At 61.2% G+C, this 20,551-nt stretch carries 17 protein-coding genes, 1 tRNA gene and 1 pseudogene; 7 read left to right on the top strand and 12 right to left on the bottom strand.

Going from position 1 to position 20,551, the window contains the following annotated elements; translation table 11 throughout:
• Positions 1–523: 523 nt before the first annotated feature.
• The 3 genes from N6G83_RS01875 to N6G83_RS01865 all read left to right on the top strand — a co-directional run bounded on the left by N6G83_RS01875 (position 524) and on the right by N6G83_RS01865 (position 4,639).
• A complete protein-coding gene (locus N6G83_RS01875) occupies positions 524–1,423 on the top strand; it encodes a glyoxalase/bleomycin resistance/dioxygenase family protein (RefSeq protein ID WP_025303477.1) in 900 nt (299 codons plus the stop codon).
• A 41-nt stretch (positions 1,424–1,464) separates the two neighbouring features.
• Entirely contained in the window at positions 1,465–2,754 is a 1,290-nt protein-coding gene (locus N6G83_RS01870; protein WP_260514472.1) for an alginate export family protein, read from the top strand.
• A gap of 502 nt (positions 2,755–3,256) precedes the next feature.
• Entirely contained in the window at positions 3,257–4,639 is a 1,383-nt protein-coding gene (locus tag N6G83_RS01865) for a serralysin family metalloprotease (RefSeq protein WP_089181109.1), read from the top strand.
• Between the two features lie 107 nt (positions 4,640–4,746).
• Here N6G83_RS01865 and N6G83_RS01860 read toward each other — a convergent pair whose 3' ends face one another.
• The 6 genes from N6G83_RS01860 to N6G83_RS01835 form a co-directional block, all read right to left on the bottom strand.
• Positions 4,747–5,799 (bottom strand): nitronate monooxygenase family protein, encoded by a 1,053-nt coding sequence (locus N6G83_RS01860; protein ID WP_142590222.1) that lies wholly within the window; start codon positions 5,797–5,799, stop codon positions 4,747–4,749.
• Between the two features lie 96 nt (positions 5,800–5,895).
• Positions 5,896–7,506: an MFS transporter gene (locus tag N6G83_RS01855; protein ID WP_260514466.1), complete on the bottom strand. Its 1,611-nt coding sequence runs from the start codon at positions 7,504–7,506 to the stop codon at positions 5,896–5,898.
• Positions 7,499–7,924 carry a DoxX family protein gene (locus N6G83_RS01850; RefSeq protein ID WP_049209251.1) on the bottom strand — a complete coding sequence of 142 codons (426 nt, stop codon included), beginning with the start codon at positions 7,922–7,924 and terminating at the stop codon, positions 7,499–7,501. The genes N6G83_RS01855 and N6G83_RS01850 overlap by 8 nt, the downstream gene beginning before the upstream one ends.
• Before the next feature lie 9 nt (positions 7,925–7,933).
• Positions 7,934–8,764, bottom strand: a complete 831-nt coding sequence (locus N6G83_RS01845) for an alpha/beta fold hydrolase (protein WP_043143107.1) — start codon at positions 8,762–8,764, stop codon at positions 7,934–7,936.
• 142 nt (positions 8,765–8,906) lie between these two features.
• Positions 8,907–10,301: an MFS transporter gene (locus tag N6G83_RS01840; protein WP_187181963.1), complete on the bottom strand. Its 1,395-nt coding sequence runs from the start codon at positions 10,299–10,301 to the stop codon at positions 8,907–8,909.
• 174 nt (positions 10,302–10,475) lie between these two features.
• Positions 10,476–11,666, bottom strand: a complete 1,191-nt coding sequence (locus tag N6G83_RS01835) for a sugar transporter (protein ID WP_049209254.1) — start codon at positions 11,664–11,666, stop codon at positions 10,476–10,478.
• A gap of 268 nt (positions 11,667–11,934) precedes the next feature.
• Here N6G83_RS01835 and N6G83_RS01830 point away from each other — a divergent pair, with 268 nt between their 5' ends.
• The gene (locus tag N6G83_RS01830; RefSeq protein ID WP_025303486.1) at positions 11,935–12,621 is read left to right on the top strand and encodes an aspartyl/asparaginyl beta-hydroxylase domain-containing protein; all 687 of its coding nucleotides are present in this window, start codon (positions 11,935–11,937) and stop codon (positions 12,619–12,621) included.
• A gap of 17 nt (positions 12,622–12,638) precedes the next feature.
• On the opposite strand, the gene N6G83_RS01825 is transcribed toward N6G83_RS01830, so the two are convergent.
• Positions 12,639–13,586, bottom strand: a complete 948-nt coding sequence (locus N6G83_RS01825; protein WP_260514456.1) for an aromatic alcohol reductase — start codon at positions 13,584–13,586, stop codon at positions 12,639–12,641.
• Between the two features lie 86 nt (positions 13,587–13,672).
• Between N6G83_RS01825 and N6G83_RS01820 the strand changes: the two genes are divergently transcribed.
• Positions 13,673–14,095, top strand: a complete 423-nt coding sequence (locus N6G83_RS01820) for a winged helix-turn-helix transcriptional regulator (RefSeq protein WP_260514455.1) — start codon at positions 13,673–13,675, stop codon at positions 14,093–14,095.
• Between the two features lie 30 nt (positions 14,096–14,125).
• Here the strand turns inward: N6G83_RS01820 and N6G83_RS01815 are convergent, their stop codons facing one another.
• The 5 genes from N6G83_RS01815 to N6G83_RS01795 form a co-directional block, all read right to left on the bottom strand.
• Positions 14,126–14,842 (bottom strand): ABC transporter ATP-binding protein, encoded by a 717-nt coding sequence (locus N6G83_RS01815; protein ID WP_025303489.1) that lies wholly within the window; start codon positions 14,840–14,842, stop codon positions 14,126–14,128.
• Entirely contained in the window at positions 14,839–15,714 is an 876-nt protein-coding gene (locus tag N6G83_RS01810; RefSeq protein ID WP_260514451.1) for an ABC transporter ATP-binding protein, read from the bottom strand. The genes N6G83_RS01815 and N6G83_RS01810 overlap by 4 nt, the downstream gene beginning before the upstream one ends.
• Entirely contained in the window at positions 15,711–16,997 is a 1,287-nt protein-coding gene (gene livM, locus N6G83_RS01805) for a high-affinity branched-chain amino acid ABC transporter permease LivM (RefSeq protein WP_260514450.1), read from the bottom strand. Before livM ends, N6G83_RS01810 begins: the two co-directional genes overlap by 4 nt.
• 10 nt (positions 16,998–17,007) lie before the next feature.
• Positions 17,008–17,922, bottom strand: coding sequence for an ABC transporter permease subunit (locus N6G83_RS01800; protein ID WP_004928592.1), 915 nt, complete (start codon positions 17,920–17,922; stop codon positions 17,008–17,010).
• A 125-nt stretch (positions 17,923–18,047) separates the two neighbouring features.
• Positions 18,048–19,166 (bottom strand): branched-chain amino acid ABC transporter substrate-binding protein, encoded by a 1,119-nt coding sequence (locus N6G83_RS01795; RefSeq protein ID WP_016927040.1) that lies wholly within the window; start codon positions 19,164–19,166, stop codon positions 18,048–18,050.
• A gap of 456 nt (positions 19,167–19,622) precedes the next feature.
• Between N6G83_RS01795 and N6G83_RS01790 the strand changes: the two genes are divergently transcribed.
• Both N6G83_RS01790 and N6G83_RS01785 read left to right on the top strand, forming a co-directional pair.
• A tRNA-Asn gene (locus N6G83_RS01790) sits at positions 19,623–19,698 on the top strand.
• 161 nt (positions 19,699–19,859) lie between these two features.
• Positions 19,860–20,549, top strand: a pseudogene (locus tag N6G83_RS01785) (tyrosine-type recombinase/integrase); the annotation flags it as partial.
• Positions 20,550–20,551: the final 2 nt, after the last annotated feature.

The following is a 20,551-nucleotide window of genomic DNA, read 5'->3' as shown; positions in this document are numbered from 1 at the left end:
TCCCAACGGCCTGCTTTGGCAGGCCGTTTTTTCCCCTGAGATCAGCACCACCTCTGCTCCACGTCAGCCCTGTCAGGCGCCGCGATATTCTCTTTCCCCGCTTATTCGTATTTACTCAACAAGTCATATAAAAATTTGATGGGCGGCAATTCTTTTAATGATGTATTTATATTTAGACGGCAATGAAGACCGTAAACTCAGCTGGCTCATGCGATATATCCCATCTAGGAGAACACCGTTATGGATTATCCTCGATTCACCTCAACACGCGGCGAAGCGGGCCTCATGACCACCGCCATTCCTTAGCGATAGCGGGCTGAGCCGGCAAAGGCGCCCCACCGTTCCACGCCCATAAAAAGAGATATTTTGCACCTGCGCGATATTCGCTTAGGCGCCAGAACATCGCCCTTATTTAATGTTTCACGACGCACATTGCGTTTTTCGTTTTTATTTTTCAGCCGACGGGAAAGCTCATAGGGAATTACGCTTCACTCAGGAAAATAACCGCTACCTGGAGGTCATCATGCAACATATTATCGGCATTTCTTCTCGTCGGCTGAGGATATCGGCCCTTGCGCTACTGCTCCCTGCCGTATCATGGGCGGCCGATACGGCGCCTCTTGCCGTGGGGCCGCAATATGACACCACCCATGTCTACGTCGAACGCGGCAAGATGGACGCCTTTGTCGACAGCATCCTGAAAACCTTCGGCGGCACCAGTACCGAACGCGTGCTGGTCAACGTCACGCCCACCCCCAGCGAAACTTACTCCCAGCTGATACTGACGCCGGCCGGCAGCTTCTCGGTGTTCGATTTCAAAACGCCGATCCCGTACCCGTTCGGCGCCGAGCGCAACGGTTTTCTGGTCAGGGATATGGACGCCGCCATCCGGCAAGCCAGGGACGCCGGCGCCGATGTGCAGGTTGCGCCTTTCGACGATCCGATCGGCCGCGACGCGGTGATCCAGTGGCCCGGCGGCGTCAACATGCAGCTCTATTGGCACACCAAGGCGCCTGACTACAAGCCGCTGCTGAGCGTGCCGGAAAACCGCCTGTATCTCTCCGCCTACCGCGTCGACGATTTCCTGAAAAGCTACCAGGCGTTCTCACACGGCAAGGTCGTGAGCGACGAACAGGTCAGCGACACGGCGATCGGCCGTAACGGCAACGGCAAGATCCGCCAGATCGAACTGGACTCCCGCTTCGGCAAAACGCGCATTTTCGTCACCGACGGGCATCTGCCTTATCCGTTCGGCCATGAGCGCACCGGCTATGGCGTCGACGATCTGCAGGCCACGCTGGCCAAAGCGACGGCCAGCGGCGCGCAGGTGCTGTGGCGTTCGACGGCGGCGGAACGCCGCGCCTCGGCGCTGGTGCGTTTTCCCGGCGGCTACATCGCCGAAATTCACCAGACGGCTAAATAAACCCAAGGCGCGCTGCGGCGCGCTCTTTTCTTCGGATATCCATGATGAAACGCACGCTACCCGCACTGTTGCTGTTCTCCACGCTCCCCGCGCTGGCGGCGGAGCCCGCCGCTTCCCCCTGGAAAAACATCCCGTTGGGCGATGCGGCCACGTTGTCTTTCGACGGTTCACTGCGCGAGCGCTATGAATGGACGGATCAGCGGGATCTGAACGGCGGACGCGACGACACTTTCATGCAGCGCTTGCTGGTTGGCGCGCGCCTCGACTACGGCGACTATGTCGGCGCCTATGTGCAGGTGGGATCGTCGCTGGCCACCCCGCGCGACCGCGGGCGCAAGCCGACTGACGAAGATCATGCCTACCTCGGCCAGGGCTATGTGGACTTAAAACTGCCCACCGCCTACGGCCTCGGCACCCTGCGGATCGGCCGCCAGGAGATTGCGCTGGGCTCGCTGCACCTGCTGGGCACCCGCGACGGCCCCAACGTGCGCCGTTCTTTCGACGCCATCCGCGCCAGCTGGGCCAAGGATAAAAACCGCCTCGACGCCTTTATCGGCCATCCCGTCACCCTCAAAACCGGCAGTTTCGACGACGATACCGACAACAGCCAAAAGGTGTGGGGGCTGTACGGCACCACACCGCTGACCGCGCTGGCCTCCTCGCTCGACCTCTACACCTTTGGCTTTGAGGATAACGACGTCCACTACGCGCAGCTCAGCGGGCAAGAGCGCCGCTATACCGTCGGCGCGCGCATTTTCGGCACGGCGCAGGGGTTCGACTGGGACAACGAGGCCGCCTGGCAGTTCGGCAACGCAGAACAGCGCGACATCCGCGCCTGGTCGGCGTCGGCGCACGCCGGCTATACGGTCAACGACTGGCGCTGGCAGCCGCGCTTTGGCGGCAAGATTGGCATCGCCAGCGGCGATAAAAACGGACATGATGGGCAGCTCAACACCTTTAACGCCATGTACCCCAAGCTGCCCTACCTGACCGAGAACGGACTGGTGGCGCCGGCTAACCTGATCGCCATCCATCCTTCGGTCACGATTATGCCGTGGCAAACCCTGGCCATCGACTTCAGCTGGGACGCGTTGTGGCGGCAACGCCGCGAGGATGCCTTCTACCTCGGGCCAATGCGCCCGGTGAAGGGCAGCGCGCAGGGCTCGCGCTTTATCGGCAACCAGTATCAGGTTGAAACGACCTGGACACCGCGCAGCGATCTTCAGTTCAAGGTGGCCTATGTCTACTTCGACGTCAGCAACAGCCTGCAGCAACATGCCGGGCTGAAAAACATGAACTTCGTGCTGGCGCAGGGCACCTACAGTTTTTAAGTATCAGGTAAGTTAATCGGTGTACGCGGACGCCCTTAATAATCCCGTACTCAATTAATGACGAGCGCCGGCGAGTAGCCGCCCATATGCATTGCGGCAATGGCGGGTACTCGCCGCCATTCATAGATAAAAATTAAATAAAAGCAAAAAGATAAATCAATCACGTAAATTTCGCGAGCCAATTACAGTGTAATATTAAATAAAAATTTAATTCCACCTAGTTATTTAAGCACGCCTTTTACGCATATCTTATGTAAAAGATTCATATAAGAATAACTCATTAATGAAATAATTGTGTTTATACTGCTTTAACTCAATCACAGTGCACAATTAATTCCTCACCGTGATTAATGATAAGGATATATTCCGCTTGAACGCAATATTCAAGCCAGACCAAGGAGGCAAACCAATGATATCACATTAATTACCCCTGATTTTCAAACCTGTGTACGAGCATATAGAGCGTTAGGTGCAATATTGTCAACGTCCAAAGGAGTTTGATATGTCATTAGCGACCGATAAGATTTCCGATTATTTAACCCGTTATGAAAGAGGCGATCACGCGGGGAGCAGTAAACCGTCATATACCACGCAAGAGGTTTCAGATCTGCTGCTGAGGAGCCATTATTCCGCCAATGGCAAAGGCGTGACCGACCATGCGGCTACCTTGACCTACTCTTTCCCCGTCTATACCGACAGCGACAAGACGGGCGCCGCGCAGCTTACCGCCGCCCAGCAAGCCCAAACCAAGCTTTCATTGCAATCCTGGTCGGATGTGGCCAACATCACGTTCACCGAGGTTAAAGGCAACGACGCGAAAAATGCAGATATAAAGTTTGGTTTTTATAAGGCGGCCAGCGGGGGCAATTACACCTCGTATGAAAGTACGCAGAGCAATCTCAAAAGCACCATTTGGATCAGCGGCAATAACGGCTACGACGCCTCCAATCCGCAAACCAATAACTACGCCAGGGATACGCTGACTCATGAAATAGGGCATGCGTTGGGGCTTTCTCATCCCGGCAATTATGATGCGTCAAATGCCACCTACCCCACCTACGCCAACTCGGCGAAGTATTATGAAGACGACCATCAATATTCTTTGATGAGCTATTTTAACGAACAATACACCAGCGCTGACTATAAAGGCGTTTGGCCATCAGGGCCGCAGCTGGATGATATTACCGCCATACAGAAGCTTTACGGCGCGAATACCACCACGCGCACCGGCGATACCACCTATGGTTTCAACTCGAATACGGACAGAGACTTTTTGAGCGTTAAGGCGTCCACGGACAAAATCGTGGCGGCTATCTGGGATGCCGGCGGCAATGACACGCTGGATTTTTCAGGCTACAGCCAGGATCAGCGCATCAACATTAACGAAGGCGCATTCTCTGATGTGGGCGGCTTGAAGGCAAATATCGCCATCGCCTACGGCGCGCAGATTGAAAATATCATCGGCGGCAGCGGCGCAGACATTTTAGTGGGCAACGCGCTGAACAATACGCTAAAAGGCGGTGCAGGCAACGACATCATTTACGGTGCCGGCGGCGCCGATCAGCTCTGGGGCAATGCAGGCGCGGACACCTTCGTCTTCCGCGAAGCCGGCGACAGCCAAGCCGCCGCGCCGGATTGGATCCGCGATTTCCAGACGGCGGTGGATAAAATCGATCTGTCGTGGCTCAACCAGACGGCTAAGGCCGACGGGAGCGAGCTGCACTTCGTGGATAGTTTAAGCGGCTCGTTGTATGAAGCGGCGCTGAATTATGACGCGCAGCAGAATGTCACCGATCTGGCCATCAATCTCTCCGGCAATCAATTACCTGATTTCCTTGTCAAAATCGTTGGGCATGTCGACGCTTCCGCCGATATTCTCGTCTAGCCAAGGCAAACCCGCAGTCCGGCCTTCACGCCGGACTGTTCATCTCTTCTCAGGCCTCACCCCGGCGTCTTTTTACATTGCCACAGCAATAAATCGCGCAGACGAGCTCACACCGCTTCCAGCTCCGCCGCCAGGGTGGCGACCAGCTCCGCCGCCGGCATCGGCCGCGCCAGGCCCACGCCCTGCCCGGCCCACAGCGACATAAACTCCCCGCGCCCGGCCTTGGCCGCCGCCTGGCGGATATCGCCGGTGAGCGCGTTCTGCACCGGATAAGGCAGGATCTGCGCCTCTTCCGCGCGCATCTGCCGCATGAAATCATTGACGATGCCGCGCGCCGGGCGGCCGCTGAAGGCGCGCGTCAGGCGCGTGCTGTCATCGCCGGCGTTGCGCAGCGCCGCCCGCCAGGCTTCGGCGATGCCCGACTCCGGGCTGCACAGGAACGCGGTGCCCAGCTGCGCCGCCTGCGCGCCCAGCAATTGCGCCGCTGCGATGCCGCGCCCGTTCATGATGCCGCCTGCGGCGATCGCCGGGATCTTCACCGCCGCCACCACCTGCGGCAGCAGGGCCATCAGGCCGACGCAGGATTGCTCAATGTCGCCGAGGAAGGTCGGGCGGTGGCCGCCCGCCTCCGCGCCCGAGACGCACACGAAGTCGGCGCCCGCCTCTTCCCAGGCGCGGGCTTCCGCCACCGTGGTGGCGGTGCCGATCACCCGCGAGCCGGCCTTCTTGAACTGCGTGACCGTGGCGCGCGGCAGCACGCCGAAGGTGAAGCTGACCACCGGCGGCGCCGCCTCCAACAGGGCCGCGATCTGGTCGCGGTTGTTTTCGGCGAATTGGGTCGGCATGGGCGGCTCACTCAGCCCCAGCGCTTCGCGGAACGGCCGCAGCAGGTGCTGGGCGCGCTTGAGCTCGGCGAGATCCGGGTGCTGCTCATCGAGCAGAAACAGGTTGATGTTGAACGGCGCGGCGGTCTGCGCGCGGATCTGCTGCACCCGTTCGAGGATCACCGCCGGTGAAAACAGCGCCGCCGCGCACGATCCCAGCGCCCCGGCGTTGCTCACCGCCACCGCCAGCGCCGGCGGCGACGCGCCGTTCATCGGCCCCTGAACGATCGGATAGCGCAGCCCAAGCTCGCGGGCAAAAGCAGAAGGTGCCGTCATCAATGTGTCTCCCTGTGCTGACTACATTCGTCTTACGGCGGCCGCGCCGCCGAACCGACCAAAAGCATAGCACCTTCTCACCACCTGGCCGTGCAGTTAATGCTTCACCTGACGCCGGTCGAGCGACAGGAAGTGATGCACCACCGGTTTCTCAGGGCCGATATGGAAGCGCAGCGCCTCCTGCTGCAGATCGGTATCGGCGTGCGATACCCGCTGGTGCTGCCGCAGATGCTCCGCCCAGGACTCCACCAGGAACCACTCCATGATGCATTCCGGATCGCCGGTGTGCTCGGTGATGCCCCAGGCGTAAGCGCCATCGCGGCGGCGCGCCCGCTCCAGCATCAGCAGCGTACGCAAGAACTGCGGCCGATCCTGCTCGCGAATGCGGTACTCCACCTGAATCATCACCGGGCCGCGATCGTTCTCGACCGGCGTGTTAACCAACGGCTCCGGCCAATGGTTCGACGGCTGCAGATCGGCCTCACCGGTCGGCAGACGCAGGCGATGGAACAGCAGCCCCGCCGCCAACAGGCCGACGCCGCCGACCAGCAGCGTGGCGGCCACGCCCAGCTCCTGCGCCACCAGTCCCCACAGCAGGCTGCCCGCCGCCATCGCGCCGTTGAACACCATCAGGTAAATGGCCAGACCACGGCCGCGCACCCAGTTGGGCAGCACGCCCTGCGCCGCGCCGTTAAGCGTGGTCAGCGCGATAATCCAGCCGGAGCCCAGCACCAGCAGCAGCACCACCGCCAGCCACTGCGGCGGCGCCAGCGACAGGGCCGCCATCACCACGGCGGTGAGCACCGCCGCCAGCAACACCAGCCCGTCGGCATTCAGCCGCTGGCGCAGACGCGGCAGCACAATAGCCCCAAGGATCGCCCCGGCGCCTACCGCCCCCAGCAGAACGCCGTAGAAACCGGCGCTGCCGCCCAGCATGCGGCGCGCCACCAGCGGCAACAGCGCCCAAACCGAGCTGGAGAAGGCGAAGAACACCGCCGCCCGCAGCAGCACCACGTGCAGCTCGCGGCTGGAGCGGGCATAACGCAGGCCGGCGCGGAAGGCACCGAAGAAATGCTCCGACAGCCCGCTGTCCTCGGCCTTCGGCCGCTTCCACCACAGCAGCGCCGCGATCACCAGCACATAGCTCATCACGTCCGCGCCGTAGGCCGCGCCGGCGCCGAAGCTGGCCAACAGCAGACCGCCGGCCGCCGGGCCGATGGAACGGGCGATGTTGATGCCCAGCGAGTTCAGCGCCACGGCGTTTTTCAGCTCGGTGCGCGGTACCAGCTCCGGCACGATCGCCTGCCAGGTCGGCCCCATCAGCGCCGCGCCGATGCCGCCGACGAAGGTCAGCGCCAGCAGGTATTCCACCGTCAGCGCGCCGGTCTGCGACAGCAGCAACAGGCTGCCGCTGACGCAGGCCAGCAGAATTTGCACGAAGATCAGAAAGCGCCGCCGATCGAGGATGTCCGACAATACCCCGGCCGGGATCGCCAGCAGGAACACCGGCAGCGTAGCGGCGGTCTGCATCAGCGCCACCGCCGAAGGGTTGCTCGACAGGTCGGTGATCAGCCACGAGCTGGCGACGTCACGCATAAAGCTGCCGACGTTGCCGAGCACCGTGGCACCCCACAGCACCGCAAATAATGGGATTTTCAGCGGCGCGAAGCCGCCCGCCGTCGCCTTGTTTTCCGTCTGTTCAGCCATCCGTTCGCTCCTTCAAATCGTTAAATGCCACCAGCAACAGCGCGCCGGCCAGCCCGAGGTGTTCAAAAAATCCGTTCATCATCTGGCCGCGCTCCGCCCCGTCGAACTGCCAGAACGGATTGGCCATCAGCGTCGCCATCAGGGTAAAACCGGCCAGCGCCAACGCGCCGAGCCAGCGATAAAAGCCGCTCAGGATCAGCGCCGACGCCGCCAGTTCCAGCAGCGTCACCAGCACGGCGAACAGCGCCGCCGGCTGCAGGCCGAAGTGGGTCATTTCGGCGATGGCGCCCTCAACGTTCAACGCCTTGACCAATCCGCCCTGAATATAGGCGGTACAAATCGCGAGCAGCAGCAGCCAGCGCACCGCGGGCGCATTCAGCCGCTGTACGCAGCGGGCGGCGATAGCAGTCAGGTTCATCGCGCCCCCTTAAAACGGCGAATTCTGGATGAAGGCCAGCAGATCGGCGTTGAAGCGATCGGGATCGACCTGCGCCAAACCGTGAGAACCGCCGGCGTAAACATTCAGCTCCGCCTGTTGCATAAGCTTAGCGGCTTTCAGCGCCGAGGCACCGATCGGCACGATCTGATCGGCATCGCCGTGCACCAGCAGCGTCGGCTTGTCGATCGCCAGCAGATCGGCGGTATAATCCACTTCGGAGAACGCGCGCACACACTCGTACTGCCCTTTCACGCCGCCCTGCATGCTCATCAGCCAGAAGTGGTCGATCAGCCCCGCATTGCTCTCCACCTCGTCGCAGTGGAGGCCATAGAACGGCACCGCCAAATCTTTGAAGAACTGCGAGCGGTTGCCCGCCACGCCGCTGCGAATGCCGTCGAAGGCCGCCATCGGCGTGCCCTCAGGGTTGACCGGCGTTTGCAGCATCAGCGGCGGCACGGCGCCGACCAGCACCACCTTCGCCACCCGATCGCTGCCGTGACGGCCGATGTAGCGCGCCACTTCGCCGCCGCCGGTGGAATGGCCGACCAGGATCAGATCGCGCAGATCCAGCGTTTCGATCAGCAGAGCCAGATCGTCGGCGTATTGGTTGATGTCGTTGCCGTGCCAGGTTTGATCGGAACGGCCGTGGCCGCGGCGATCGTGGGCAATCACGCGGAATCCGCTCTGGCCGAAAAACAGCAGCTGGTTGTCCCAGGCGTCGGCGGACAGCGGCCAACCGTGGGAGAACAGGATCGGCTGGCCGCGGCCCCAATCCTTATAGAAAATGCGTGCGCCATCGGGCGCGGTAAGGGTGCTCATGACGTGTTCCCCGCTCGGTATCGAATTGGATTTTGTACGGGTTAACAGTACGGCAGGCGCAAAGGCAGTGATAACGGAATAATTTTCGCATGATCGCGAATTTTTTTGCTGAAGAAGCCGGCGTCACCGCCGGCGCAAAACGTCAGATGTTTTCCAGATCGATGCCGCGCGTTTTCGGGCCGAACAGCCCGATCACCAGCATCACGATCAGCATGCTGGCAACGATAAACGCGATCACTCCCAGCGAACCGCCGTACTGCAAGATAATACCGATGATGATACTGCTGAACACCGTCGACAGGCGGCTGAAGGAGTAGCAGAAGCCGACGGCGCGGGCGCGGATATGGGTCGGGAAGATCTCGGACTGGTAAGAGTGGTAGCTGTAGGTCAGCCAGGCGTTGGACCAGGTGATGAAGAAGCCGCACAGGATCAGCCACAGCGGGTTGTTCTGCAGTGCGAACAGCGAGCCGAAGATCACCGTCACCAGGCAGGACAACACGATCTGCCACTTGTTCTCCATCTTGTCGGCGTAGAAGCTGCACAGCAGCGAGCCCAGCGGGTAAGCCAGCGTGATGAAGAAAGCGTACAGCAGGCTGTGGGTGACCGAAGCGCCCTTGCCCGACAGCAGCGCCGGTAGCCAGTTGCCGAAGCCGAAGAAACCGATGGCCTGAAAGAAGTTCATCACCACCAGCATCAGCGTGCGATCGCGATACTGCGGCGCCCAGATGTCGCGAAAGCGGCCGCGCAGCGGCGCCCCCTCGGCATCGTCCACCGGGCGCGACGGAAAATCCGTGACCGCCACGCCGCAGCGCCGCTCCATGTCCCGCATCACCTGCCGGGCCTGCGCATAGCGCCGCTGCTGCACCAACCAGCGCGGCGACTCCGGCAGCCCCTTGCGCACCAGCCAGATCACCAGCGAAGCCAGCGCGCCGGCGATCACCACGTAGCGCCAGCCGCTCAGGCCCCAAATCGTCTGCGGCACCAGCCACCAGGACATCAGCGCCACCGCCGGCACCGACAGAAACTGCACGAAGAACGCGAAGGCGAAAGCCCGGGTACGCAAGTGCGCGGGGACCCATTCCGTCAGGTAAGTGTCGATGGTCACCAGCTCGATACCGAGCCCAACGCCCACCAGAAAACGCAGAAAGATCACCCATTCCGCCTGCTGTTGAAACGCCAGCAGCAGCGAGAACGCGCCATACCAGATCAGGGCGAACATAAAGGTGGCACGCCGGCCGAAGCGATCGGCGTACGGGCTCAGCAGGCTGGCGCCGACGAACAGGCCGAGAAAGGTGGCGGAGGCAAAGGCCGCCTGATCCGATACGCCGAAGACACCCTGCGCGCCGGTGTGGAAAATGCCGTCGGCGATAAGGCCGGTGCTGATATAGCCGGTCTGGAACAGATCGTAGAGTTCGAAAAAACCGCCCAGCGACAGCAGAATAATAAAGCGCCACAGGCCGGCCGACGCGGGCAAGGCGTCGATTCTGGCTGCCAAATCCCGCGCATGGATCGGCGACGCCGCTACAGATTCACTCACCGTTAACCTCGCATTAACATTTTTGATGACTTTCTATGCTAGCGAAGCGGCGTCGGAGTTAAATTTTTAATTAGCAGACTATGAAAAAAAGTTAAGCATAAAACGCTGCAGCAGCCTGTTTTATAGCAGGAAAATGCAGCGCGGGATGCCGCAGCGGCATCCCGAATCGGTAGATTAACGACTGTGGTGCTGCTGCAGCCGTTCGCTGCGATAGACGCTCAGCAGGCACCAGCCGAGAGCGATCAGCGCCAACGGCGCGGCGACGAAGCCGATGTTGCCCATGCCCAGATGCAGGCTCACCTGGTTGCCCAGCAGCGCGCCGCTGCCGATGCCGAAGTTGTACAGGCCAGAGAAGATCGCCATCGCCACGTCGGTGGCGTCCGGCGCCAGGCTCAGCACTTTGGCCTGCATCGACAGGCCGATGGCCATGATCGCCATGCCCCAGAAGATGCACAGCACCGTCAGGTGGCTTTCGCTGCCGGCGGCCGGCAACAGCAGCAGCAGGCTCAAGGCCAGCAGCACGATGGCGCCGATAAAGAAGCCGGAAGGAAAACGCTCGCTGTAGCGGCTGAACAGCAGGCTGCCGACGATGCCGGCGGCGCCGAACAGCAGCAGCATCAGCGTGGTGAAGTTCTCCGACAGCCCGGCCACGGTCTGGATAAACGGCTCGATGTAGCTGTAGGCGGTGAAGTGCGCCGTCACCACGATGACGGTCAGCATGTACAGCGCCACCAGCGCCGGGCGTTTGAACAACAGCGGCACGCTGGCCAGCGAGCCGGAATGTTCGCTTTTCAGCACCGGCAGCAGGCGCCACAGCAGCACCAGCGCCAGGGTGGCGCACACCGCGATGCCGATAAAGGTCATGCGCCAGCCGAGCAACTGCCCCACCACCCGCCCGAGCGGCAGGCCGAGCACCATCGCCAGCGCGGTGCCCCCCGCCAGCAGGCTCAGCGCCTGGGCTTTCTTGCCCGGCGGCGCCACGCGGATCGCCAGCGAGGCGGTGATCGACCAGAACACCGAGTGCGCCAGCGCCACGCCGGCGCGCGAGATAACCAGCGTGGTGAAGTCCCAGGCCACGGCGGTCAGCACGTGGCTGGCGATAAACAGCATGAACACGCCGATCAGCAGCTTGCGGCGCTCAATTTTGCTGGTCAGCAGCATGCACGCCAACGAGGCGGCGGCGACGATCCAGGCATAAATGGTAATGATCAGGCCGACCTGTTCGGTTTGCATCGAGAAGCTGGCGGCGATATCGCTCAGCAGACCGACCGGGATAAATTCGGTGGTGTTGAAGATAAAGGCCGAGACGGCGAGGATAACCACGCGCAACCAGGCGGTTGAGCGCGAAACGGGAGCGTGTTCCATGGTAAACAAAATCCGGACAGGTGCGGGCAAGTAGCGATATTTTAACCAACCGGCCCGCTAAATGCGATACGCGTCACACTTTAATTGTGTGGTTTTTTTCGCCGCATTTCGACACATTCGCAGACACACGGTTGCACAAATGCTGTGCTAATCTCTTGAAGCGTACCAATTTTTCCTGCCGCTCTTCCCCTCCGGCCGCCACACAGGACGCGCCGCGCCGAAGAACCGCGCGCAGTGTCCCTTTGGCGTTTTCTGAGGCGAGGTCATTATGTCTGCGATTTATGATTGGTCCGTGCTCGCATTGCGCAATGTTTACGATCGCCGCATTCAGGGCAAACCAGTGCTCGACAGCGCCGCGCTGTTCCCCGACGCCGAACGTTTCACCGCCCAATGGCGGCAGATCCGCGAAGAGGCGCTGACCGTCGCCCACGATCTGCACAATATTCCCCGTTTTCACGAGATCATGATCCAGCAGGAATCGATCTCCGCCAACGACGCGCGCGACTGGCGCATGTTCATCATGAAGGCCTACGGCCAGCCGATTGACCGCAACCTGGCGCGTTGCCCGACGCTGGCGGCGCTGATCGCTTCGTCGCCGGACGTACTGTCCGCCTCGCTCTCCTTCCTCGCGCCCGGCAAGCAGGTGCCGCCCCACCGCGGGCCGTTTCGCGGCATTCTGCGCGGCTATCTGGTGCTGGACATGCCCAAACGCGCCGACGGCGTACCCGCGGCGGTGCTGAAAGTGGACGGCCGCGAATACCGGCTGCACGAAGGGGAGTTCATGCTGTGGGACGATACCTTCGAACACGAGGTGTGGAACGACAGCCCGCAGGTGCGCACCGTGCTGCTGCTGGACATCCGCCGCCGCGACATGCCCGGCGGGCTGCGGCTGCTCTCCAGCGCCATCATCGCCCTGGTGCGGCTGAACGTGCGCTGGATGCAGCGCCAGTTCTGATTCCGGCGCTCAGGCGACTAACCGTCCTGAGAGATCGGCCATTGCTGCGCCAGCCACTGCTCGGCGGTGGTGGTGGCTATGCCCTGGCGCGCATTGAAGGTTTTCGCCTTATCCCAGGCCACGCCGTCGGGGCGGGCGAAAGCCAGCCGGTATTTGGCGCCGACGTCGCGCGGATGGTTCCGCACCTCCTCCTGCAGCCGCTCTTTGTCCAACAAGACTCTGTTGACCTCAACGCCCCAGTGCGCCTGCATGACATCGGCAAGCTCGCGGTAGGTCAGCGTGTCCCCAGCGATATAGACTACCTGGTTGCGAAACGCGGGCCGATGGAAAAAAATCGCGGCCGTCAGCCGGCCAATGTCCTCAGGGGTGGTCAGCGTCACCGCGTAGCGCCAGTCGCCCAGCGCGCGCACCGTTTTGCTTGCCGCGTCCACCACGCCAAAGCCGGGGTCAAACAGGTAGCTGGTGAAAATGCCCGTGGAAACAATCACCCACTCCGTTGCGCTCTGCGCGCGCAGCAGGTGACGCACCTCAAGCTGTTCATCCCACACCTGTTGCCCGCTGCCTTTACCCACGACATCGTAGTCCACGCCGAACTGCCACGGGAAGTAGCGCGCCACGCCCGCCAGCAAGACGGCCTGGGTGATCTTTATCTGCGTGCCCGCCCCGCCGACAAAGCCGCTGCAGTTGATCACCGCGTCGAAGGAACGGAATAGCGCGCTCAGCGCCTCCACGCCGTTTTGCTGCAGATCGCCTTCCACCACGGCGATGCCGAGCCGCGCCAGCGCATCCCGCCGCGCCCGGAGCGGGCCGCTGACGGCGCGTGCAGCCTCCGGCCGGAGCAGCACGCTGATTTTTAAAGATGGAGATAACCGAGCCTGCCGGCTCATCGCACGCAATACCGGCAGCCCCAGTTCACCGGCGCCGAGTATGAGCACGGTATGGATAGATGGATTTGTGGATTTCATTCTTGCCTCCTGTCTTGACACTGCGCCATCCTGACAGCTGACAAAAACGGGTTCAATTAGGTACACGCGTGATACCGGAGAGGAATATGACGAGCGATCGGGAAGCGCTGCTGCAATTTTCGCAGGCGTTCTGTGAAGAACTGAGCAACGACGATGAAGGATTGAAGCGTGAGATCCTCGCGCATGCGGGCAACCGTTGGTCGCTGGGGGTATTGCATATCCTGGGCACTCACGGGCCGCTGCGCCACGGCGAGATAAGCCGCCAACTGGCGGGCGTGACGCAGAGAATGCTGACGCGGACGCTGCGCCATCTCGAGCGGGACGGCCTGATATCGCGCTGCGATTATCAGGAAAAACTGCCCCGCGTGGTTTACACCATCACCGACGCGGGGGAAGAGATGCTGCTCAACATGCTGCCGCTCTGGTCGTGGATTATCTCCTCCGCCGGCTCCTTCAGAGCGGCCCGCTCGCGCTACGACGATCAAGAACGAAGCGCCATCGAGGGATGAACGCGGGCATCCCTGCCCGTGGGGCGGCGCTCAGCCGCCGCCCAGATAGGCCTTTCTCACCTCCGGATCGTTCAACAGCTCCTGGCCGCTGCCGGTGAGGCGGATCTGGCCGTTGACCATCACATAACCGCGATCGGACAGCTTCAGCGCGTGGTTGGCGTTCTGCTCCACCAGAAACAGCGTCATGCCGCTGCGGGTCAGCTCGCGCAGCACGCCGAAGATCTGCCGCACCACGATCGGCGCCAGCCCCAGGCTCGGCTCGTCCAACAGCAGTAGCTTCGGCCGGCTCATCAGCGCGCGGGCGATCGCCAACATCTGCTGCTCACCGCCGGACATGGTCATCGCCCGCTGGTTGCGCCGCTCTTTCAGGCGCGGAAACAGCTCGAACATGCGCGGCAAATCCTCCTCCAGGTAGCGATTGCCGACGGTGATGGTGCCCATCAGCAGGTTCTCCTCTACGCTCATGTCCGGAAAGATGCGCCGCCCTTCCGGCGCCTGCGCGATGCCGCTGCTGGCAACAAAGTGCGTGGAGCGGCGGCTGATGTCCTCGCCGCCAAACAGGATCTGCCCGCCGGCGATGCGCGGCTGGCCGAAGATCGACATCAACAGCGTGGATTTGCCCGCGCCGTTGGCGCCGATCAGCGCCACCGTCTCCCCGGCGTTAACCTGCAGCGACACCTTGCGCAGCGCCTGGATCGGCCCGTAAAACACGTCCACTTCGCGAAATTCCAGCATCGCCTCGCTCATCCCGCCAGCTCCTCTTCGTCCGCGCCCAGGTAGGCGGCGATCACCGCCTCGTTGTGCTGGATCTCCTGCGGCGTGCCGCGGGCGATCACGTCGCCGTGATCGAGCACGATCACCCGATCGGAGATCTCCATCACCATGCCCATATCATGCTCGATCAGCAGCACCGTGATGCCGTGATGCTGGCGCAGGAAGCGGATAATGCGGCTCAGCGTGGCCGTCTCCACCGGGTTCAGCCCGGCGGCAGGCTCGTCGAGGCAGATCATCTCCGGCGCGGTGCACATGGCGCGCGCGATCTCCAGCCGCCGCTGCTGGCCGTAGGACATCTCCCCCGCCAGCCGGTTGGCGCAGTCCACCAGATCTACCACCTCCAGCCAGTAGAAGGCGTGATCGAGCGCGGCGCTTTCCGCCCGGCGGTAGCCCGGCGAATTCAGCACCCCGGCGATCAGGTTGCGGTTACTCTGCATGTGCTGCGCCACCAGCAGGTTCTCCACCACCGACATTTCGCGGAACAGGCGGATATTCTGGAAGGTACGCGCCAGCCCGGCGCGGTTGACCAGGTGGGTGCCGCCGAACATCTTGTAATAGAGGCGCGAACCGAGCCGCTTCGGGCGTATCCAATCACCGGCGCGAAACTTCTGCCCCAGCACCTGGATCACATCGGTTGGCCGCTTGTGGGTATTGAGCAGGATCGCGCCGCCGGTGGCGCGGTAAAAACCGGTCAGGCAGTTGAACACCGTGGTCTTGCCGGCGCCGTTGGGGCCGATCAGGGCGGTGATGGAGCCGCGCTCCACCTCCAGATTGACGTCGTTCAGCGCCTTGATGCCGCCAAAGCGCATCATCAGGTGTTCCACCCGCAAAATGGCGTCGCTCATGGCGCCACCCCCTTGCGTTCCGCAAAGCTGGCGCGGCTGATGCGCACCAGCCCGCGCGGCCGCCAGATCATCATCGCCACCATCAGCACGCCGAACAACAGCACCCGGTATTCGGCAAAGCTGCGCAGCAGCTCCGGCGCCACCGTCAGCACGAAGGCCGCCAGCACCACGCCAAGGGTAGACCCCATGCCGCCCAATACCACGATCGCCAGGATCAGCGCCGACTCGAAGAAGGTGAACGAGGTCGGATTGACAAAGCCCTGATAGGTGGCGAAAAACACCCCCGCCAGCCCGGCGGTGGAGGCGCCCAGCATAAACGCCGACAGCTTCACCAGCACGTGGTTCAGCCCGAGAGAGCGGCAGGCGATCTCATCTTCGCGCAGCGCCTCCCAGGCGCGGCCGATCGGCATGCGCGTCAGCCGGTGCTTGATGTACAGCACCAGCAGCACCACCAAAAACAGCACCGCGTAGATGAAAATGAACTTGAGATTCGGGTTGTAATCGATGCCGAGAAACTCGTGGATCGGCACGCCGCCGTCTTTGGCGCGCCGGCCGAATTCCAGGCCGAACACCGTCGGCGCCGGCACCGAAATGCCGTTCGGCCCGCCGGTGAGCGACATCCAGTTGTTCAGCACCAGCCGGATGATCTCGCCGAACCCGAGCGTGACGATCGCCAGGTAGTCGCCGTGCATGCGCAGCACCGGGAAACCCAGCAGCGCGCCCGCCAACGCCGCCATCAGCGCCCCCAGCGGCAGCATCGCCCAAAACCCCAGCCCGAGATACTGGTAGCCCAACGCCAACCCGTAGGCGCCGATGGCGTAAAACGCCACGTACCCCAGATCGAGCAGCCCCGCCAACCCGACCACGATGTTCAGCCCCAGCCCGAGCAGCACGTAGATCAGGCCGAGGATCGCCACCGTCAGCAGGTATTTGGTGGCGACGAACGGGAACAGCAGCGCGATCGCCGCCATCAGCGGCAGGAACCAGCGCAGGTTGGATTTATCGCCCAGCGGCCGTACGTAGACGCCGTCGTTGCCGCCGTCGAAGCGCGCCAGCACTCTGCGCCCCGGCGCGGTTTGCAGGAACAGGCTCAGCAGCAGCCGCCCGACCATCACCGCGACGATAATCAACACCAGCCGGTGCGGTTCGAAGTTGAAGCTGTAGCCGTTCAGCACGATGCCGACGATCGGCCCGAACACGATCAGGGCGATCAGCCCGGCCAAGACGGCGTCCAGCAGGCTGCGTTTAACGTCCAGCCCGCCGTTGATCACGGATTGCGACATGGCGTTCTCCTTAAACCTTGGCGATCAGCGGCCGGCCGAGCAGCCCCTGCGGACGGAAGATCAGGATCGCCACCAGCAACCCGAAGGAGAACACGTCCTTGTAATCCGAGTTCACCATGCCGGCGAACTGCGCCTCCGCCACCCCGAGCAGCAGCCCGCCCAGCATCGCGCCCGGCAGCGAGCCGATGCCGCCCAGCACCGCGGCGGTGAAGGCCTTGATGCCGATGATAAAGCCGACGTAAAAATCGAAGGTGCCGTAGTTCATGGTGATCAGCACCCCGGCCAGCCCGGCCATGGCAGCACCGATCACAAACACCAGCGAGATCACCCGATCGGTATTGATGCCGAGAATCGAGGCCATTTTGCGATCCTGCTGGGTGGCGCGGCAGATGCGCCCTAGCCGGGTACGCTGAATGATGTAGGTGAGGATCGCCATGCCGAGCAGTGACGCCACCAGAATGAACACCTTGGTGTAGGTGATCTGCACCACGCCGCCGTCGAACTCCAGGCGGAACACGCCGCTCAGCAGCGTAGGGATACCCTGCTGGCGCGGCCCCTGGCTTATCTGCGCGTAGTTTTGCAGGATTAACGACATGCCGATGGCGGATATCAGCGGCGCCAGGCGGGTGGAGTTGCGCAGCGGCTTGTAGGCAATACGCTCGATCACCCAGCCGTACACCCCGGTGATAACGATGGTGAACACCAGCGTGCCGAGGATCAGCAACGGGAACGAGTGCAGCCCGAAGAACGACAGCAGCGCCAAACCGATGGCGCACAGGTAGGCGGAGATCATGTACACCTCACCGTGAGCGAAGTTGATCATGCCGATGATGCCGTAAACCATGGTGTAGCCAATGGCGATCAGGCCATACACCGCACCGAGGGTCAGGCCGTTGATCAGCTGTTGCAGAAAGAATACATCCATAATGAGCAGTCTCGCCTGGTAAGGCCGCCAACGCAGTCCGACGCGGCCCAAAGGTCATCGCGGAACGGGCTCGCCAGGGCGGCGAGCCCGTCTGTCATAGAGTCACAACGTCAGTATTGGGTTGTTCAAAGCTGGTGATATTTGCCCTTGTCATCCCACTGATAGACCACGTAGTCCGAGACCTTCAGGTCGCCCTTCTGATCCCAGGCTTTTTTGCCCATCACGGTGTCGACATCGTGCGACTTCAGCCATTCGGCGGCCTTGGCGCTGTCTTTGCCGCCGGTGGCGTTGAAGGCGGCGGCGATCGCCTGGATCGAGGCATAGGAGTAGAGGGTGTACCCTTCCGGTTCAAAACCGCTGGCGCGGAACTTGGCGATCACCGCCTTGCCTTCCGCGATCTGACGCGGATCGTTGCCGAAGGTCATCAGCACGCCGTTGGTGTACTGCGGCCCGCCGGCGGCGGTCACCAGCTCTTCGGTCACCACGCAGTCGCCGGAGAAGAACTTGGCGGTCACGCCCTGCTCGCGCATCTGGCGCACCAGCGGCCCGGCTTCCGGATGGCAGCCGCCGAAGTAGACCACGTCCGGCTTGACCGAGGCGATCTTGGTCACCAGCGCGTTGAAATCTTTCTCACCGCGCGACAGCCCCTCATACAGCACTTCCTTGACCCCGCGCTTGTTCATTGCCGCCTTCGCTGCGTCCGCCAGCCCCTGGCCGTAGGTGTCTTTATCGTGGATCACCGCGATGCGTTTGGCCTTCAGGGTATCCAGCATGTAGTTGGTGGCGATCACCCCCTGCTGATCGTCGCGCCCGCACATGCGGAACATCGTCTTCATGCCGCGCTCGGTGATCTGCGGGTTGGTGGAGCCGGGGGTAATGGCGATGATGCCGGCCTCGTCATACACCTCGGAGGCGGGCATGGTGGAAGAGGAGCAGAAGTGGCCGACCACCGCCGAGACCTTGTCCTGATCCACCAGCCGGTTGGCGACCGCGACCGCCTGCTTCGGTTCGCAGGCGTCATCCCCCTGCACCAGTTTGATTTTTTCCCCTTTGATGCCGCCGGCGGCGTTGATATCCGCCGCTGCCTGCGAAGCCCCGCGCCAATACTGATCGCCGTATGTGGCGTTCGGCCCGGAGAACGGCCCGGCGACGCCGATGACAATATCGGCCTGCGCGGAAAACGCCGTACCTAAACAACCGATGAGCAAAGCAGCGAGCGGACTTTTTATCAATTTCGATGACATTGTTATCTTCCTCAGCACTGTTGTAGCGAAACGCCCTGGGGCGCGGATCAGTCACTTTATGTGTAGACGGGGAAAATAATTTTCTTGAGAGCGCAGTCGCATTCCCCAAAAATGGGTAAGCAAAAATCCAGCCATTGTGACGACGAATACATATTGTTTGCTTATTCATCCTACATATCAGTTGCGGCGCGGCGTGTGGCGGCGTTAGCCGGGGACTGGGCAATACGGCTAACGCGAGAGGAAGTATGGGAGGGAGAACGGCCCTGCACCATCGCCGTGCAAAGGCGTGTGCAAGCGGCGTCAAAACGATTTGGGATGCAAAAATCAACGCATAGCGATGGAAAATGCCGAAAAACAGCGCAAGGTGCTCATTCCCTCAGCAAACGCACTTTTTTTGCAGTTTAGCGCTTTGACAAACCCCAGGCGCCCCGCTATTATTCGCCCCGTTCACACGATTCCTCTGTAGTTCAGTCGGTAGAACGGCGGACTGTTAATCCGTATGTCACTGGTTCGAGTCCAGTCAGAGGAGCCAAATTCTTGTTTTCATGCATCTTCACGAATCTTTATACGATTTAGATTCAACAGGTTAGCGTGAAAAGTCTTCCCGATGCATTTTCATTTCCCCCTCCGCATCGGGCAAGATTGGTGGTCTGATTTGGGGTCATTTCAGTTCGATTATGGAGTGACCACCATATGTCTCTGAACGACACTAAAATCCGTAGCTTAAAACCATCCGCTAAACCTTTCAAAGTTTCCGATTCTCATGGACTGTACCTTTTAGTCAATCCAGGCGGTTCACGTCTCTGGTATCTCAAATATCGTATCAATGGTAAAGAATCCCGCCTCGGCTTAGGTGCCTATCCCGATGTTTCTCTGGCTTATGCTCGTCAGCAACGTGATGGCATACGCAAGCTGCTGACGCAGAATATCAATCCATCACAGCAACGTATCGCAGAGAAAGCAGCCCGCTCACCGGAAAAAACATTTAAGCACGTTGCATTGAGCTGGCATAAAAGCAACAGAACATGGTCAGAGAACCACGCCTCCCGTCTGCTTGCCAGCATGAACAATCATATATTTCCTGTGATAGGACACTTGCCAGTAGCTGAACTGAAACCTCGTCACTTTATCGACCTGCTGAAAGGCATTGAGCAAAAAGGTCTGCTGGAAGTCGCAGCACGTACCCGGCAGCATATGTGCAACATCATGCGTCATGCCGTGCATCAGGGAATGATTGAGAGCAATCCGGCGTCGAATCTCGAAGGTATCATCACAGCACCGGTTAAACGACACTACCCAGCCCTTCCCCTTGAACGACTACCCGAACTATTGAGTCGAATTGATGGTTATCGTCAGGGATGGGAATTAACCCGGCTGGCTGTTTG

The sequence above is a fragment of the Serratia sp. PL7 genome (assembly GCF_945957435.1).
This window is presented reverse-complemented; position numbering and strand designations above follow the sequence as displayed.